The following is a 14,032-nucleotide window of genomic DNA, read 5'->3' on the forward strand; positions in this document are numbered from 1 at the left end:
GTTCGTCGCCATCCCGTGACGAGTTGGCAAAATGGCCGCCGTGAAGACGTTCGAAGAGCTGTTCGCCGAGCTTCAGGCGAAAGCGGCGGAGGGAACCCCCGGTTCCGGCACCGTCGCCGCACTGGAGCGCGGAGTCCACTTCATCGGGAAGAAGGTCGTCGAAGAGGCGGCCGAATCCTGGATGGCCGCCGAGCACGAGGGCCCCGAGCGGGCCGCCGAGGAGATCTCCCAGCTGCTCTACCAGGCCCAGGTCCTGATGATCGCGACCGGGCTCGACCTCGAGGACGTGTATCGACATCTGTGACGTGCCACCCCGCTCTCACCGCTAGTAAGAGAAGGAGCACGTCCGACATGCTGCGCATCGCCATTCCCAACAAGGGGACCCTGTCCCAGCCCGCGTCGCAGATGCTGCGCGACGCCGGTTACCGCCAGCGCACCGATCCCAAGGATCTGATCTGCCGGGACGAGGCCAACAACGTCGAGTTCTTCTATCTGCGCCCGCGCGACATCGCCACGTACGTGGGCTCGGGCGACCTCGATCTCGGCATCACCGGCCGTGATCTGCTCGTCGACTCCGGCGTCCCGGCGAGCGAGATGCTCGACCTCAACTTCGGCGGCGCCACGTTCCGCTGGGCCGTCCCGTCCGGCTCGCTCACCTCGGCCGACGAGATCGGCGGCAAGCGCATCGCCACCGCCTATCCCGGGGTCGTCGAGCGCTACCTGGCCGAGCACGACCTCAAGGCCGACGTCGTGCGGCTCGACGGCGCGGTGGAAAACGCGGTCCGCCTCGGCGTGGCCGACCTGATCGCCGACGTGGTCGAGACCGGCGCCACCCTGCGTCAGGCCGGCCTGGTGACGATCGGCGAGCCGCTGCTGCGCTCGTCGGCCATCCTGATCGGGCGCACCGACCGCGAGCACGCGGGCGCTTCGCAGCTCCTCCGGCGCCTGCAGGGTGTGCTCGTGGCCCGGGGTTACGTCATGCTCGCCTACGACGTCCGCGCCGACCTGCTCGAACAGGCCACCGCGCTGACGCCGGGCATCGAGTCGCCCACCGTCTCGCCGCTGCACCGCGAGGGCTGGGTGGCTGTGCAGGCGATGGTGCCGCGGGCCGGCATGCACCGCACCATGGACGAGCTCTACGAGCTGGGCGCCCGGGCCATCCTGGTCACCGACATCTCGAACTGCAGGCTGTGACGTGAAGGTGAGTACTCTCGACGCCGTGAGCGTGACTTATCGGCCCAAGAAGATCCGCCTGGTGGCCATCCCCGTCGCTGTGGCCGTGGTCGTGCTGTTCACCGTCCTCAGCTTCGGGCTCAAGGGCTCGGCCGGCTTCGACAACTCGGGCTCGTTCCAGCGGGGCGACCAGACCGCGATGATCGGCCTGGGCATCCTGATCGGCCTGGGCGTCCTGGCCTTCCTGCGGCCGCGCGTGATCGCCGACGACGAGAAGATCCAGATCCGCAACGTCGTCGGCGGGTACGAGCTGCCGTGGTCGGTGGTGCGGGCGGTGCGCTTCGACCGGAACTCGCCGTGGGCCCAGCTCGAGCTGCACGACGAGGAACAGGTGTCGATCCACGCGTTGCAGGCGGCCGACAAGGACTACGCCGTCGAGGGTGTGCGCACCCTGCGAAAGCTGCACTCGGCCGCGGTTGAGGCGTGACAACAACTACCTGATAAGCTAGACGCCGTCGACCACGCGTGTTCTTCGGGACATGCGCGAAAGAGGAGCCCGCTGGTTCCCACCCGCCGCCTTTTCGTTGAGGGCCGGGTCCGGTCACCTGGGCGCTGGGGAATTTCCAGCGCTCGGGGAGCGTCCTCATGGGCGCCGATGACCGGTCGAGCGGGCCCTGGCATGCGCTGAGTTTTCTCAGAGCAGGCGGGGCCTTCTGCTTTCCCGACCCGCACCACAGGGGCGCCGGGGCCGACCGACATTGGCATATGTAACCGTTCTGAGGAGGCCCCATCAGCGTCGAACCACGCGTTAACGAACAGATCCGGGCACGTGAGGTCCGACTGGTCGGCCCCGAGGGTGAGCAGGTGGGCATCGTCCCGCTCGAGCGCGCTCTCCAGCTGGCCGCGGACGTCGATCTGGACCTGGTCGAGGTTGCTCCCATGGCGCGGCCGCCGGTGTGCAAGCTCATGGACTTCGGCAAGTTCAAGTACGAGAGCGCACTGAAGGCACGCGAAGCACGGCGCAACCAGCAGCAGACCGTCATCAAGGAAATGAAGCTCCGTCCGAAGATCGACCCGCACGACTACGAGACCAAGAAGGGTCACGTAGTGCGGTTCCTCAAGGCGGGCGACAAGGTCAAGGTGACGATCATGTTCCGCGGTCGCGAGCAGAGCCGCCCCGAGCTGGGTTTCCGGCTCCTGCGCCGGCTCAGCGAAGAGATCTCGGAGCTCGGTTTCGTCGAAGCCAGTCCGAAGCAGGACGGCCGAAACATGATCATGGTGCTCGCACCGCACCGGGCGACCAAGGCCGCGGCCGTGGCAGCCGTGGCGACCAAGCCGGGCCGGGAGCCCCGCGAGGGCGAAGCACCGGTCGATGCACCGCCTGCTGCCGCCGAAACCACTGCCGAGTAGACAGCTTTTCCGCACGTAGGGGGCCGCAACGGGCCCCCTGACGTGCGGAAAGATCAGAAAGAGGCTCCACGTGCCTAAGTTCAAGCCCCACACCGGCACCGGCAAGCGGGTGAAGGTCACCGGGAAGGGCAAGATCGTCCGCGAGAAGGCCGGCAAGCGCCACCTCCTCGAGGGCAAGTCCTCGCACGTCACCCGTCGCATGACCGGCACGGTCGTGGTCGACAAGGTTGACACCCCGCGAGTTAAGAAGCTGCTGGGCCGCTGACGCGCGCGCCACACACGTTCCCCTGTTAGGAGTACCGAAATGGCACGCGTCAAGCGGGCAGTAAACGCCCAGAAGAAGCGTCGCACGTTGCTGGAGACCGCCAGCGGATACCGCGGTCAGCGCTCCCGCCTGTACCGCAAGGCCAAGGAGCAGGTGCTGCACTCGATGCAGTACGCGTACCGCGACCGCCGTGACCGCAAGGGCGACTTCCGCCAGCTGTGGATCACGCGCATCAACGCGGGCGCCCGGGCCAACGGCCTGACCTACAACCGCCTGATCCAGGGGCTGCGGCTGGCCGAGATCGAGGTCGACCGCAAGATCCTGGCCGACCTCGCGGTGAACGACGCGGCTGCTTTCGCCGCGATCGTCGAGGTGGCCAAGGCCGCCGTGGCGGCCGAGGGCACGGGTGGCGCAGCCGCCCAGGCGGCGTAAGCACGTTCCCGTTCAGCAGGCGTCTCCCGGTCTCGGGGGGCGCTTGTTGGCTTTCCGAGACAGAATCAAGATCAAGGCAAGTTCAGAGTCAAGATCAAGGACATGTCGTAGCGGGGTGGTGGGTACGGACCGCCGCTCCCGCCGAGGGCCCGGCCGGGCCGAGCAGGGCGCTGCGCGCCCAGAACGCTCACCCCGTCCGGGCGACGTGCGTGAGTGGTACGCCCGAAACCCAAACCAAGACCAAGACACTGGATCGGTTGATGACGTTCACCTCTCGTACGCCCCGGGTCGTCGCCGCGCGGAAGTTGCAGCGACGCCGCGATCGCGATCAGAGCGGCCGGTTTCTCGCGGAAGGGCCCCAGGCCGTGCGTGAGGCGCTGGCGAGCGGGGTCGTGGCTGAGCTGTTCGCCACCGTCGAGGCGATCGAGCGGCACGCTGATTTGGCTGCTCATGCGCCCGTCGTGTCGCCGATTGATGACGAGGCTCTGGAGGCGCTGGCCGAGACCGTGCAGCCGCAGGGGCTGGTTGCGGTTTGTGAGCAGGTGGATGTCTCGCTGCAGGACGCGCTGGCCAAACATCCCCGGCTGGTGGCCGTCGTGGCGGAGATCCGCGACCCCGGCAACGCGGGGACCGTGCTGCGCACCGCGGACGCCGCCGGAGCGGGAGCGGTGATCTTTGCCGGCGAGGCTGTCGACCCCTACAACGGCAAATGCGTCCGCGCGTCGGCAGGCTCGTTGTTTCATGTAGATGTGGTGCGTACCCCTCTTGATGTTGTGACGCCTCTGCGTGAGGCCGGCCTGCAGGTGCTCGCCACCAGCGGCTACGGCGCGGACGACCTGGACACCCTGGCCGACGACGGCGTGCTCGGGAAACCGACCGCCTGGCTGTTCGGCTCCGAGGCCCACGGTCTGCCCGACGATCTGCTCGACGCGGCCGACCGGCAGGTCCGCGTGCCGATCTACGGCGGGGCCGAGAGCCTCAACCTGGCCGCGGCCGCCGCCGTCTGCCTCTACGCCTCCGCCCGGGCCCAGCGCTGATGCGGGCCATCGTCTACGACGCCGTCGGGGCGCCGCCGCGGGTGGCCGTCGTCCCCGAACCGACCTGCCCGCCGGACGGCGCCGTGATCGACGTGCGGGCCACCGGCATCTGCCGCTCCGACTGGCACGCCTGGCGCGGCCACGACCCGGTGCCGCTGCCGCACATCCCCGGACACGAGTTCGCCGGCGTCGTCGTGGCCGTCGGCCCGACCGTCAAGGGCTTCGACATCGGCGACCGGGTGACCGCGCCGTTCGTCAACGGCTGCGGCGTCTGCGGGTTCTGCGCCGAGGGCCGGGCCCAGATCTGCCCCGACCAGACCCAGCCCGGCTTCACCCACGCCGGCTCGTTCGCCGAGCGGGTCGTCGTGCGGGCGGCCGACACCAACCTGGTGCGCCTGCCCGACAGCGTGGGCTTCGTGCAGGCGGCCTCCCTGGGCTGCCGGTTCGCGACCGCCTTCCGGGCTCTGACCGGCCACGGCCCGGTCCGCGACGACGCCGTGATCGCCGTCTACGGCTGCGGCGGCGTGGGCCTGTCCGCCGTCCTCATCGCGACCGCGCTCAACCTGCGCGTGCTCGCCGTCGACCCGTCCCCGGCGGCCAACTCGCTGGCCGCCTCGCTCGGCGCCGTGATCGTCCACGAGATCACCGAGGAGGCCGACATCGCCATCGACGCGTACGGGTCGGCGGCCACCGCCGAGGCCTCGGTGCGCGCCCTGCGCCGCGGCGGCCGGCACGTGCAGGTCGGCCTGATGCTGGGCGACGACGCCCGCGCGCCGCTGCCCTGGGACCTGGTGGTGGCCCGCGAGTTGCAGGTGGTCGGCTCGCACGGCATGGCCGCGGCCGACTATCCGCCGATGCTCGACCTGGTCGCGCGGGGCCGGCTCGACCCGGGCCGTCTGGTCGGCTCGGAGATCCCGATGGAGGCGGCCGGCGTCGCGCTGACCGCCATGGACTCGCCGATCCCGGCGCACGCCGGAATGGTCGTCGCCGTACGCCCGGGCTGACACGACCGCAATGGTCCTCGCCGGGCGTCCGGCCCGACGCGATATGCTGAGCCTCGTGGGGACCCTGATGACGCTGTTTAGCCGGCCCGCTGGTCGCGGGCCGCGGGTCTGACACACCCACGACTCCCTGACCGGCGGGCTGCGGCCCAGCCGTGCCTCCGTACACTGCCCGATGGTTCATCCGGTGTTAGGGAGTCAGCCCGACCATGTCCTATCGCAACGATCCTTATGATCCGAAGCAGGCCGCCCTGCTCGATCCGGCCGCGCTCGAGGCCGCCGTGGACGACGCGCGCAAGGCGTTCGACGCCGCGTCCGACCTGGATGAGCTGGCCACGCTGAAGTCGGTCCACCTCGGTGACCGCGCCCCGGTGTCGCTGGCCCGCCGCGAGATCGGCTCGCTGCCGCCGGCCGCCAAGTCCGACGCCGGCAAGCGGGTCAACCTGGCCCGGCAGTCCGTCCAGGGCGCATACGACTCGCGCCTGGCCGAGCTCGAGATCGAGCGGGCCGCCCGGGTGCTGGTCGAGGAACGCGTCGACGTCACGCTGCCGTGGGACCGCCGTCCCCGCGGCGCGCGCCACCCGCTGACCACGCTCATGGAGCACATGGGCGACCTGTTCGCGGGCATGGGCTACGACATCGTCGAGGGGCCCGAGCTCGAACTGGAGTGGGCCAACTTCGACGCCCTCAACATCGGGCCCGACAACGCCGTACGCGGGTCGATGGACACGTTCTACGTCGACGTGCCCGGCCTGGTCATGCGCACGCACACCTCGCCCGGCCAGGTGCGCTCGATGCTCACCCGGCAGCCGCCGATCTATGTGGTCAGTCCCGGCCGGGCCTACCGCTCGGACGAGCTCGACGCCACCCACTCGCCGGTGTTCCACCAGATCGAGGGCCTGGTCGTCGACGAGGGCATCACGATGGCCCATCTGCGTGGCACGCTCGACCACTTCGCCAAGGCCATGTTCGGCCCCGGCGCGCGCACCCGCTGGCGTCCGCACTACTTCCCGTTCACCGAGCCCTCGGCCGAGTTCGACGTCTGGTTCGCCCAGCACCGCGACGGCCCGCGCTGGGTCGAGTGGGGCGGCTGCGGCATGGTCAACCCGCGGGTGCTGACCGCCTGCGGCATCGACCCCGAGCGCTACTCGGGTTTCGCGTTCGGCATGGGCGTCGAGCGCACCCTGATGTTCCGCAACGGTGTCAGCGACATGCGCGACATGGTCGAGGGCGACGTGCGGTTCACCGCGAACTTCGGAATGGAGGTCTGAGCACATGAGGACGTCACTGTCCTGGCTGCGTGAATTCGTCGAGCTGCCCGCCGGCCTCACCGCCGAACAGCTCGACGAGGCCCTGACGAACCTCGGCATGGAGGTCGAGTCGATCGTCGACCAGGCCGCCACCGTCCGGGGCGACCTCGTGGTGGGCCGCGTGCTCACGATCGAAGAGCTGACCGGATTCAAGAAGCCGATCCGGTTCACCACGGTCGACGTGGGCCGCGCGGAGCCGCAGGAGATCGTCTGCGGCGCCCGCAACTTCGCCGAGGGCGACCTGGTCGCGGTCATCCTGCCCGGCGGCGAGCTCCCCGGCGGATTCAAGATCGGGGCCCGGAAGACGTACGGGCGGAACTCGCACGGCATGATCTGCTCGGCCGCCGAGCTGGGCCTGAGCGGCGATCACGACGGCATCATCGTGCTTCCCGAAGAGGCCGCCCGGCCCGGTGACGACGCGCGTCCCGTGGTCGGCCTGGCCGATGTGCTGGTCGAGGTCGAGATCACGCCCGACCGCGGCTACGAGATGAGCCTGCGCGGCCTGGCCCGCGAGCTCTCCTACGTGTTCGACGCCGCCTTCACCGACCCGGCGACGGCGGTGGACCCGGCGCCGCCCACCCCCGAGCCGCCGTACCCGGTGACCGTGGACGACCCGGTCGGCTGTGACCGGTTCTCGGCCCGGGTGGTGCGGGGCATCGACCCCCACGCGCCCTCGCCCCTGTGGATGCAGCAGCGCCTGGTCGCCGCGGGCATCCGCACGATCTCGCTGCCGGTCGACATCACGAACTATCTGATGCTCGAACTCGGCCAGCCGATGCACGTCTTCGACCTCAACCGGCTCAACGGCGGCCTGCTCGTGCGCCGGGCCAAGCCGGGCGAAAAGCTGACCACGCTCGACGGCGTGGCCCGCGTGCTCGACGCCGAGGACATGGTGATCTGCGACGACACTGGCCCCATCTCGCTGGCCGCGGTGATGGGCGGCGAGACCAGCGAGTGGCAGCCCGACACGGTCGACGTGCTGCTCGAGGCGGCGCACTGGGACGCCGTGATGGTCGGTCGCACGGCCCGCCGCCACAAGCTGTTCAGCGAGGCCGCCAAGCGCTGGGAGCGCGGCGTCGACCCGCAGCTCACCCTGGTCGCTCTCGAACGCGCGGTGCGGATCCTGACCGAGCACGCCGGCGGCACGGCCGACGACAAGGTGCTCGACATCGACCACGTGGCCGCGCCCGCGACGATCACCCTCGACCCGGCGCTGCCCTCGCGGCGGATCGGCCTGGCCTACGACACCGAGCAGGTGACCGCGCTGCTGTCGCGGGTCGGCTGCCGGGTCACCGGGGCCGGCCCGCTCGAGGTCACCCCGCCGTCCTGGCGGCCCGACCTGCTGGCCCCGATCGACCTGGTCGAAGAGGTCGCGCGTCTCGGCGGCTACAACGACATCCCGAGCCTGCTTCCGCCCGCGCGCGGCGGCAGCGGCTTCACCCCGGCTCAGCACCGCCGGCGCACGGTCGGCCGGGCCATGGCCGAGAACGGCTACGTCGAGGTGCTGTCCTACCCGTTCGTGGCGCCCGCGACGGCCGACCAGCTCGGCTACCCGCCCGACGACCCGCGGCGCAGCGCCGTGCGGCTCACCAACCCGCTCTCCGAGCAGGAGCCGCTGCTGCGCACGTCGCTGCTGCCCACGCTGCTCGGCACGCTCCGGCGCAACCTGGGCCGGGGCAAGCGCGATCTGGCGCTGTACGAGATGGGCACGGTGTTCCGGCCGCGCCTGGCCGAGACCGCCCCGCCGGCGATGGGCGTCGACCGCCGGCCGACCGACGACGAGTGGGCGGCGGCCAACACGATCGTTCCCGAGCAGCCGTGGCATCTCGCGGTCGCGCTGACCGGCGATTTCGAGCCCACCGGCTGGTGGGGCCCCGGTCGCGCGGCCTCCTGGGCCGACGCGGTCGAGGCGGCGCGGATCGCGCTGTCGGCCGCCGGGGTCGCCTCCTCCCGGGTGGCCGTCCGGGCCGCCGAGCTCGCGCCGTGGCACCCCGGCCGGTGCGCGGCCATCACGGTCGACGGCGAGGTCGTCGGTCACGCGGGCGAGCTGCACCCGGCCGTCGTGTCCGCGTTCGAGCTGCCCAAGCGCACCTGCGTGATGGAACTCGACCTGGACGCGCTGCCGCTGCCCCCGGTCACCCAGGCCCCGGCGATCTCGTCGTTCCCGCCGGCCCTGATCGACGTGGCCCTGGTGCTCGACGCCTCGGTGCCGGCCGCCGACGTGTCCACGGTGCTGGCCTCGGGCGCGGGCCCGCTGCTGGAGTCGGTGTCCCTGTTCGACCTGTACGAGTCGGAGCAGCTCGGCGAGAACAAGAAGTCGCTCGCCTACAAGCTGACGTTCCGCGCGCCCGACCGCACCCTCACCACCGAGGAGACGCTGGCCGCCCGGGACTCCGCCGTGTCCGCGGTGACGTCCCGCTTCGGGGCCGTGCTCCGCGGCGCCTGAAACACGCCTCAGGGGCGGGTTACCTCCACGGGGGTGCCCGCCCTGGGACGGCCCAGCGCGTCGGCCGCGTTGCCGCCGCGCAGCACCAGCTCGTAGAACGGCTCGCCCCAGCCGGAACTGCCCGGGGCGAACGACATGAGACCGGCCGGGACGGTGAAGATGCCGTCGCTCACGATCGCCTCGGCGGTGGCTTCACCGACCTTCACCCGTACGGGGGAACCGGTTTCGGCCGGAGGCTCGTGCCAGGACGTCTTGAGGTTGCCGTAGCCGTCGGTGTAGACCACCGCGTGGTGCGGCGGGCCCGGCAGGGTGACCCGCTCGCCGAGCATGTCGTCGCCGCGGGCCAGCGCGGCCACGGCGGCCGGGAAGACGTCCCGGGAGCGGAACTGCGATCCGGCGTCGGCCGCCTTCACGGCCCGCACGGGGATGCCCTCGGCGGCCAGGAACGACAGGCTCGCGCCGGACGCCACCCCGACCACCAGCACACCCGAGTCGAGCCGGGCCGCCGCCAGCGGTTCCCCGGCGTTGTCGGCGCGCGGACTGTCCTCGTCCTCGCGCGGCGCCACGTTGGCGAACACGATCCGGTCGGCCGGCCCGTCGGTGAGCGCCAGCTGGGCGACGCAGAACCCCGCGCTCACCGTGTCGAACGGCGGCACCGGCACGGTCTGCACTTCGGCCTGCGGCAGGAGCTCCGCGAACCGCTGGCGCACCTCGGCGAACGCGAGATCGCCCACGCCGTAGTCGGCCACGACAGTGAGAAGCATGCCCGCAGATTATCCCGCTGCGGGCGCTTTGCGAGTTTGATTCGGCGGCGCAAGGCACGATCCGTATCGGTAGTCACCGTGTCACCATCCGTGACATGGGGAGCGAAGTCATCTCGATAACGTTCTCGCTCGTGGCCCTCGTAGCCGCCGCGGCGTCCCTGGCCCTGCAGGCGCGCGACCTGTTCGCGAGCCGCCACCAGGCGATCCGCAGCGCGCAGCTCGAGCTGGTCCAGATGGCGATCGACAATCCGGCGCTCTATCTGGGCTACGAGCCGACCGAGGAGGAGCGGACGACCTTCCAGCATCGCGGGTACGTCAACCTGTTCCTCAAGCACTTCGAGCTGGGCTATCTGACCGGGGCGCTGGGCGAGGCCGAGGTGCGGACCCAGATGAGCGAGCTGTTCGCTAACCCCGGCCCGCGGGAGGCTTGGGCCGACATGCGCTCGGTGTGGCTGACCGAGGCGGCCGGCGGTCCGAGGCGAAGATTCGTGGAGATCGTGGAGCGGGAGTACCGGACGATCTCCAGTACGGCGTTCACGGATGGCGACGGGCCTCGTGATGGTTAGCCCGCCGCCCCGCCCTCACCCCTGCCTACAAGTCGAACTCGCCGTTCTTGGCTCCCTTCAGGAAGGCCGTCCATTCCTCGGTCGTGTACTTGAGCACCGGCCCGTCCGGATCTTTCGAGTCGCGCACCAGGATCGTGGTCTCGTGGGCGACTTCAACGCACCCCTTGATCCCGCTGGCGCTCGACTTCCGCCACTGCTGCAGCACCTGTGACTCCATCGCCTCTCCCGTTCCTCGCATCGTCAGGGCCAAAGAAATTCCAACTCTCTTCGGTTTTCGCCGTCCTCGATCACCAGCTTCGCGTCCTCCTTGGCCGACAATTTGACGAGTTTTGAATAAAGGACGAGTGCCTGATTGATGACATCGGTCTTGTTGCCGCGGGTCAGCGGCAGCAGGTCGGTCATGGCCTGCTCCGCCCGGGGGGTCAGATTGAAGGTTACTTTGGTGGTACCCGAGCTTTTTCCATCAGTCGCTTCTCCCTTGGTCTCCGACGCTTTCGGCAGGCGCATACTGCTGCTCGTTCCTCGTTTGTGAGATGGAATATGAGAACTGCTTGACGGTGCTTTCTTCTGGTCCAGTTCCAGGGTGCCGCCGTGGATGGGCGGCCCTGCTCTGGATTCTGACGACCGACAAGGCAGCGACGATCGTCGCCGGGATTGCCGTCGCCGGTAGGACGGTCTCGTGGACGTGCGCCACGAGTAAGTAGATCGTGACGCCATACACGGAGATCAGCAGAATCGTCCACAGGTCCCGCATGCGGCTCGGCCGGTTGGTCCGCGGAGGCACCGAGGCGAAGGTGCAGGATGGGACGATGTCGACGTAGGACTGAAGGGTCGGCATCTCGTCCGAGAGATCTAGATGCCTGGCCTCGCGCGGCCTACCGCCTCTTCGCGGCGTCACGACGGATGTGCCGCCGGCCGCGGTGTGCTGTTCCGGCGTTCGGAGCGTGCGGACCGCGAGCGGCAGTGCGGCGGCGGCGAAGAGGGCTACGCCGACCGGCCAGCTGCCGGGCCGGATGAACATCGCGGCTCCTCCGGCGGCGGCGATCACGCCGGTGAGGGAGATGATCAGAGTTGCTCGGCGGTCGAGATTACGACCGGCTGTCGATTCAGCCTTCATGGGTGCTCCATCCGAAGATCGATTCACGGTGGAAGTTTGGCACCGGATCAACGGCTTATCAACCGTTCCGATCGACGTCGGACAATGAGTTTCAATTTGCTGGTAAGGAATGCGTACGAGAATGCGGTGTATTACTGTAGAAAAGCTGGTCCGGGCGCGTTGACAGAGCCTTCTACCAGGGCTGTTTCACCCACATGGGGGACCTCGGCCGAGTTACTTGCAGGTGGTTGATAATTGGCGCTGTGGCAATGTCCGGATCGGCAGATGCAGAATGCAGAATCCAGCTGTCAGTCGATGGTGTGGCCGCCGTTGACCGTTATGCGTTCGCCGGTGATGAAGCGGGAAGCGTCGGAAGCCACGAAAGCCACCACGTCGGCGATGTCCTGCGGTGTGCCCATGCGGCCCAGCGGCATCTCGGCGACGTAGTCGCGGGTGTCGTCGTCGGTGACCACGCCGTGGCGTTCGACCGGGATCCAGCCCGGGGCGACCACGTTGACCGTCACGTTGTCGGCGCCCAACTCGCGCGCCCACGTGCGGGCCAGGATGAGCTGGGCGCCCTTGGCCGCGTTGTAGGCCGAGAAGCCGGGCAGCGCCCGCTCCACCATGTCCGAGCCGATGTGGATGAAGCGGCCGCCGCCCAGGCGCCGCATCTGGGGGAGGGTGGCCTGCAGCAGCAGGGTCGGGCTCTTGACAAAGAAGGTCAGCTGGTCGAGGTGCTGCTGCCAGGTCGTGTCCTCGGCTCGCGAGGCGGGCTGCGGGCCGGTGGCGTTCGCGACCACCACCCGTACGGGAGCAAGGGTCTTCTCGACCTCGGTGGCCAGGCGGGCGACGTCGTGCTCGTCGGTCACGTCGGCCTGGAAGGCGGCCGCCGTCCCGCCTGCGGCCTCGATGCCGGCCACGACCTTGGCTGCTCCCTCGGCGTCGGAGCGGTAGTTGACCGCGACCGGCCATCCGTCCGCGGCGAGCCGGCGGCAGAGGTGCGCGCCGAGGCCGCGCGAGGCCCCGCTGACCAGGACGCTTCCCGAGATCGTCACGGTTCGACCCTACGCGAACGCCCTAGGCATCGATGACTGTAGACATCTCCCACGTGGTGGGACACAGTGAGGGGCATGGCCAAGTCGACTCGGCGTGCGTTTCTGTCCGTGACCGCGGCTGCCGCGGCGGCACCGCTCGTGGCGGGGGAGGCCCGTGCCGGCGGCGCTCGTCCCGACCGGGAGCTGCGGGCGATCCTGCTCGAGATCGACCCCGGGCGGATCGAGGCGATCGTCCGCAAGCTCGTCTCGTTCGGCACCCGGCACACCCTCTCCAGCCAGACCGACCCCGTACGGGGAATCGGCGCCGCCCGTGACTGGATCTTCGCGGAGATGCAGCGCTACGCCGCGGCGTCGGGTGGGCGGATGACCGTGGAGTTGCAGTCGTTCGTGCAGCCGGTCTCGCCGCGCGTCCCCGCGCCGACCACGATCACCAACGTGATCGCCACGCTGACCGGCAGCGTCACCCCCGCCCGCACCTACGTGGTGACCGGGCACTACGACTCCCGGGTGACCGACGTGATGGACGCGGTCAAGGACGCCCCGGGCGCCGACGACGACGCGTCCGGCGTGGCCGTGGCGATGGAACTCGCGCGGGTGATGGCCACCCGGCGGCCCGAGGCCACGATCGTCTTCGCCGCCGTGGCCGCCGAGGAGCAGGGACTCTACGGCTCCGACCACATGGCGCAGGCCTACCGCGACCGGAACACCGACATCCAGGCCATGTTCAGCAACGACATCGTCGGCACGGGCGACGCCCACGACGGCACCCGGCCCGCCAACCGGACCGTGCGGCTGTTCGTCGAGGGGGTTCCGACCGCGGAGACGGCGGCCGAGGCGAACACTCGCAAGAGCGTGGGCGGCGAGAACGACGGGCCGTCACGGCAGCTGGGCCGGTTCGTCAAGGACGTCGAGCCCGACGGCACGGACGTGCGCGTCATCTGGCGGCGCGACCGCTACCTGCGCGGCAGCGACCACATCTCGTTCCTGCTGCGCGGCTATCCGGCGGCCCGCTTCACCGAGCCGCGCGAGAACTTCGCCCACGAGCACCAGGACGTACGGGTGGAGAACGGCGTCCAGTACGGCGATCTGATCGAGTTCTGCGACTTCGACTACATCGCCCGGGTGGCCCGGGTCAACGCGGCCACGCTGTGGTCGCTGTCGCAGGCGCCGGGCACGCCGCGGGGCGTGGTCATCGACACCACCCAGCTGACCAACGAGACGACCCTGCGCTGGGAGCTCGGCGCCGAACCCGATCTGGCCGGATACGAGGTCGTGTGGCGGGAGACGACCGCGCCGGACTGGGAGCATTCCCGGCCGGTCGGAAAGGTGACGACGGTGACGATCGACCTGTCCAAGGACAACGTGTTCTTCGGCGTACGGGCGGTGGACACCGACGGACATCGCAGCCCGGTCGCCGCTCCTCGCCCGTCCAGCTGATTTCGCTATCCCGACAGAGGAGACCCCGCGGTGGTTTCCC

General features: G+C 69.9%; 17 protein-coding genes. 12 read left to right on the forward strand and 5 right to left on the reverse strand.

All coding sequences use genetic code 11. The features are described 5' to 3' along the window. The first annotated feature begins 40 nt into the window (after positions 1–40). From ACZ3I4_RS14235 to pheT, 10 genes are all read left to right on the forward strand, one after another. Positions 41–304, forward strand: coding sequence for a phosphoribosyl-ATP diphosphatase (locus tag ACZ3I4_RS14235; RefSeq protein WP_465382314.1), 264 nt, complete (start codon positions 41–43; stop codon positions 302–304). Positions 305–351: 47 nt separating this feature from the next. Continuing rightward, on the forward strand, positions 352–1,194 hold the full coding sequence (hisG, locus tag ACZ3I4_RS14240; RefSeq protein ID WP_465382315.1) for an ATP phosphoribosyltransferase: 843 nt from the start codon (positions 352–354) through the stop codon (positions 1,192–1,194). 25 nt (positions 1,195–1,219) lie between these two features. Beyond that, positions 1,220–1,660 (forward strand): PH domain-containing protein, encoded by a 441-nt coding sequence (locus tag ACZ3I4_RS14245; RefSeq protein WP_465382316.1) that lies wholly within the window; start codon positions 1,220–1,222, stop codon positions 1,658–1,660. Positions 1,661–1,962: 302 nt separating this feature from the next. After that, positions 1,963–2,583 (forward strand): translation initiation factor IF-3, encoded by a 621-nt coding sequence (infC, locus tag ACZ3I4_RS14250; protein WP_465382440.1) that lies wholly within the window; start codon positions 1,963–1,965, stop codon positions 2,581–2,583. Positions 2,584–2,653: 70 nt separating this feature from the next. Further along, complete coding sequence (gene rpmI, locus ACZ3I4_RS14255) at positions 2,654–2,848, forward strand: 50S ribosomal protein L35 (RefSeq protein ID WP_465382317.1); 195 nt, start codon at positions 2,654–2,656, stop codon at positions 2,846–2,848. A gap of 39 nt (positions 2,849–2,887) precedes the next feature. After that, the gene (gene rplT / locus ACZ3I4_RS14260; protein WP_465382318.1) at positions 2,888–3,280 is read left to right on the forward strand and encodes a 50S ribosomal protein L20; all 393 of its coding nucleotides are present in this window, start codon (positions 2,888–2,890) and stop codon (positions 3,278–3,280) included. Positions 3,281–3,540: 260 nt separating this feature from the next. Continuing rightward, positions 3,541–4,317, forward strand: coding sequence for a TrmH family RNA methyltransferase (locus ACZ3I4_RS14265; RefSeq protein WP_465382319.1), 777 nt, complete (start codon positions 3,541–3,543; stop codon positions 4,315–4,317). Beyond that, a complete protein-coding gene (locus ACZ3I4_RS14270; protein WP_465382320.1) occupies positions 4,317–5,321 on the forward strand; it encodes an alcohol dehydrogenase catalytic domain-containing protein in 1,005 nt (334 codons plus the stop codon). The genes ACZ3I4_RS14265 and ACZ3I4_RS14270 overlap by 1 nt, the downstream gene beginning before the upstream one ends. 206 nt (positions 5,322–5,527) lie before the next feature. Next, positions 5,528–6,589, forward strand: a complete 1,062-nt coding sequence (gene pheS, locus ACZ3I4_RS14275) for a phenylalanine--tRNA ligase subunit alpha (RefSeq protein ID WP_465382321.1) — start codon at positions 5,528–5,530, stop codon at positions 6,587–6,589. A 4-nt stretch (positions 6,590–6,593) separates the two neighbouring features. Then, on the forward strand, positions 6,594–9,074 hold the full coding sequence (pheT, locus tag ACZ3I4_RS14280; protein ID WP_465382322.1) for a phenylalanine--tRNA ligase subunit beta: 2,481 nt from the start codon (positions 6,594–6,596) through the stop codon (positions 9,072–9,074). A gap of 8 nt (positions 9,075–9,082) precedes the next feature. Here the strand turns inward: pheT and ACZ3I4_RS14285 are convergent, their stop codons facing one another. Further along, positions 9,083–9,838: a hypothetical protein gene (locus ACZ3I4_RS14285; protein ID WP_465382323.1), complete on the reverse strand. Its 756-nt coding sequence runs from the start codon at positions 9,836–9,838 to the stop codon at positions 9,083–9,085. Positions 9,839–9,933: 95 nt separating this feature from the next. Here ACZ3I4_RS14285 and ACZ3I4_RS14290 point away from each other — a divergent pair, with 95 nt between their 5' ends. Next, the gene (locus ACZ3I4_RS14290) at positions 9,934–10,404 is read left to right on the forward strand and encodes a DUF6082 family protein (RefSeq protein ID WP_465382324.1); all 471 of its coding nucleotides are present in this window, start codon (positions 9,934–9,936) and stop codon (positions 10,402–10,404) included. A gap of 25 nt (positions 10,405–10,429) precedes the next feature. Here ACZ3I4_RS14290 and ACZ3I4_RS14295 read toward each other — a convergent pair whose 3' ends face one another. From ACZ3I4_RS14295 to ACZ3I4_RS14310, 4 genes are all read right to left on the reverse strand, one after another. After that, positions 10,430–10,621 (reverse strand): DUF397 domain-containing protein, encoded by a 192-nt coding sequence (locus ACZ3I4_RS14295; protein ID WP_465382325.1) that lies wholly within the window; start codon positions 10,619–10,621, stop codon positions 10,430–10,432. A gap of 23 nt (positions 10,622–10,644) precedes the next feature. Then, positions 10,645–10,806 carry a hypothetical protein gene (locus ACZ3I4_RS14300; RefSeq protein WP_465382326.1) on the reverse strand — a complete coding sequence of 54 codons (162 nt, stop codon included), beginning with the start codon at positions 10,804–10,806 and terminating at the stop codon, positions 10,645–10,647. A 61-nt stretch (positions 10,807–10,867) separates the two neighbouring features. Further along, a complete protein-coding gene (locus tag ACZ3I4_RS14305; protein WP_465382327.1) occupies positions 10,868–11,521 on the reverse strand; it encodes a hypothetical protein in 654 nt (217 codons plus the stop codon). Between the two features lie 287 nt (positions 11,522–11,808). Next, the gene (locus ACZ3I4_RS14310; RefSeq protein ID WP_465382328.1) at positions 11,809–12,555 is read right to left on the reverse strand and encodes an SDR family oxidoreductase; all 747 of its coding nucleotides are present in this window, start codon (positions 12,553–12,555) and stop codon (positions 11,809–11,811) included. Between the two features lie 75 nt (positions 12,556–12,630). Between ACZ3I4_RS14310 and ACZ3I4_RS14315 the strand changes: the two genes are divergently transcribed. Further along, entirely contained in the window at positions 12,631–13,992 is a 1,362-nt protein-coding gene (locus ACZ3I4_RS14315; RefSeq protein WP_465382329.1) for a M28 family metallopeptidase, read from the forward strand. Positions 13,993–14,032 lie beyond the last annotated feature (40 nt).

Source organism: Actinoplanes sp. NPDC021490 (genome assembly GCF_055562135.1).

What these genes read in the sequence shown, in the direction of transcription:
- hisG (WP_465382315.1), top strand. Translation starts at nt 352, where the DNA reads ATGCTGCGCATCGCCATTCCCAACAAGGGGACCCTGTCCCAGCCCGCG.
- rplT (WP_465382318.1), top strand. Translation starts at nt 2,888, where the DNA reads ATGGCACGCGTCAAGCGGGCAGTAAACGCCCAGAAGAAGCGTCGCACG.
- ACZ3I4_RS14265 (WP_465382319.1), top strand. Translation starts at nt 3,541, where the DNA reads ATGACGTTCACCTCTCGTACGCCCCGGGTCGTCGCCGCGCGGAAGTTG.
- ACZ3I4_RS14270 (WP_465382320.1), top strand. Translation starts at nt 4,317, where the DNA reads ATGCGGGCCATCGTCTACGACGCCGTCGGGGCGCCGCCGCGGGTGGCC.
- pheS (WP_465382321.1), top strand. Translation starts at nt 5,528, where the DNA reads ATGTCCTATCGCAACGATCCTTATGATCCGAAGCAGGCCGCCCTGCTC.
- pheT (WP_465382322.1), top strand. Translation starts at nt 6,594, where the DNA reads ATGAGGACGTCACTGTCCTGGCTGCGTGAATTCGTCGAGCTGCCCGCC.
- ACZ3I4_RS14285 (WP_465382323.1), bottom strand. Translation starts at nt 9,838, where the DNA reads ATGCTTCTCACTGTCGTGGCCGACTACGGCGTGGGCGATCTCGCGTTC.
- ACZ3I4_RS14290 (WP_465382324.1), top strand. Translation starts at nt 9,934, where the DNA reads ATGGGGAGCGAAGTCATCTCGATAACGTTCTCGCTCGTGGCCCTCGTA.
- ACZ3I4_RS14295 (WP_465382325.1), bottom strand. Translation starts at nt 10,621, where the DNA reads ATGGAGTCACAGGTGCTGCAGCAGTGGCGGAAGTCGAGCGCCAGCGGG.
- ACZ3I4_RS14300 (WP_465382326.1), bottom strand. Translation starts at nt 10,806, where the DNA reads ATGACCGACCTGCTGCCGCTGACCCGCGGCAACAAGACCGATGTCATC.
- ACZ3I4_RS14305 (WP_465382327.1), bottom strand. Translation starts at nt 11,521, where the DNA reads ATGAAGGCTGAATCGACAGCCGGTCGTAATCTCGACCGCCGAGCAACT.
- ACZ3I4_RS14315 (WP_465382329.1), top strand. Translation starts at nt 12,631, where the DNA reads ATGGCCAAGTCGACTCGGCGTGCGTTTCTGTCCGTGACCGCGGCTGCC.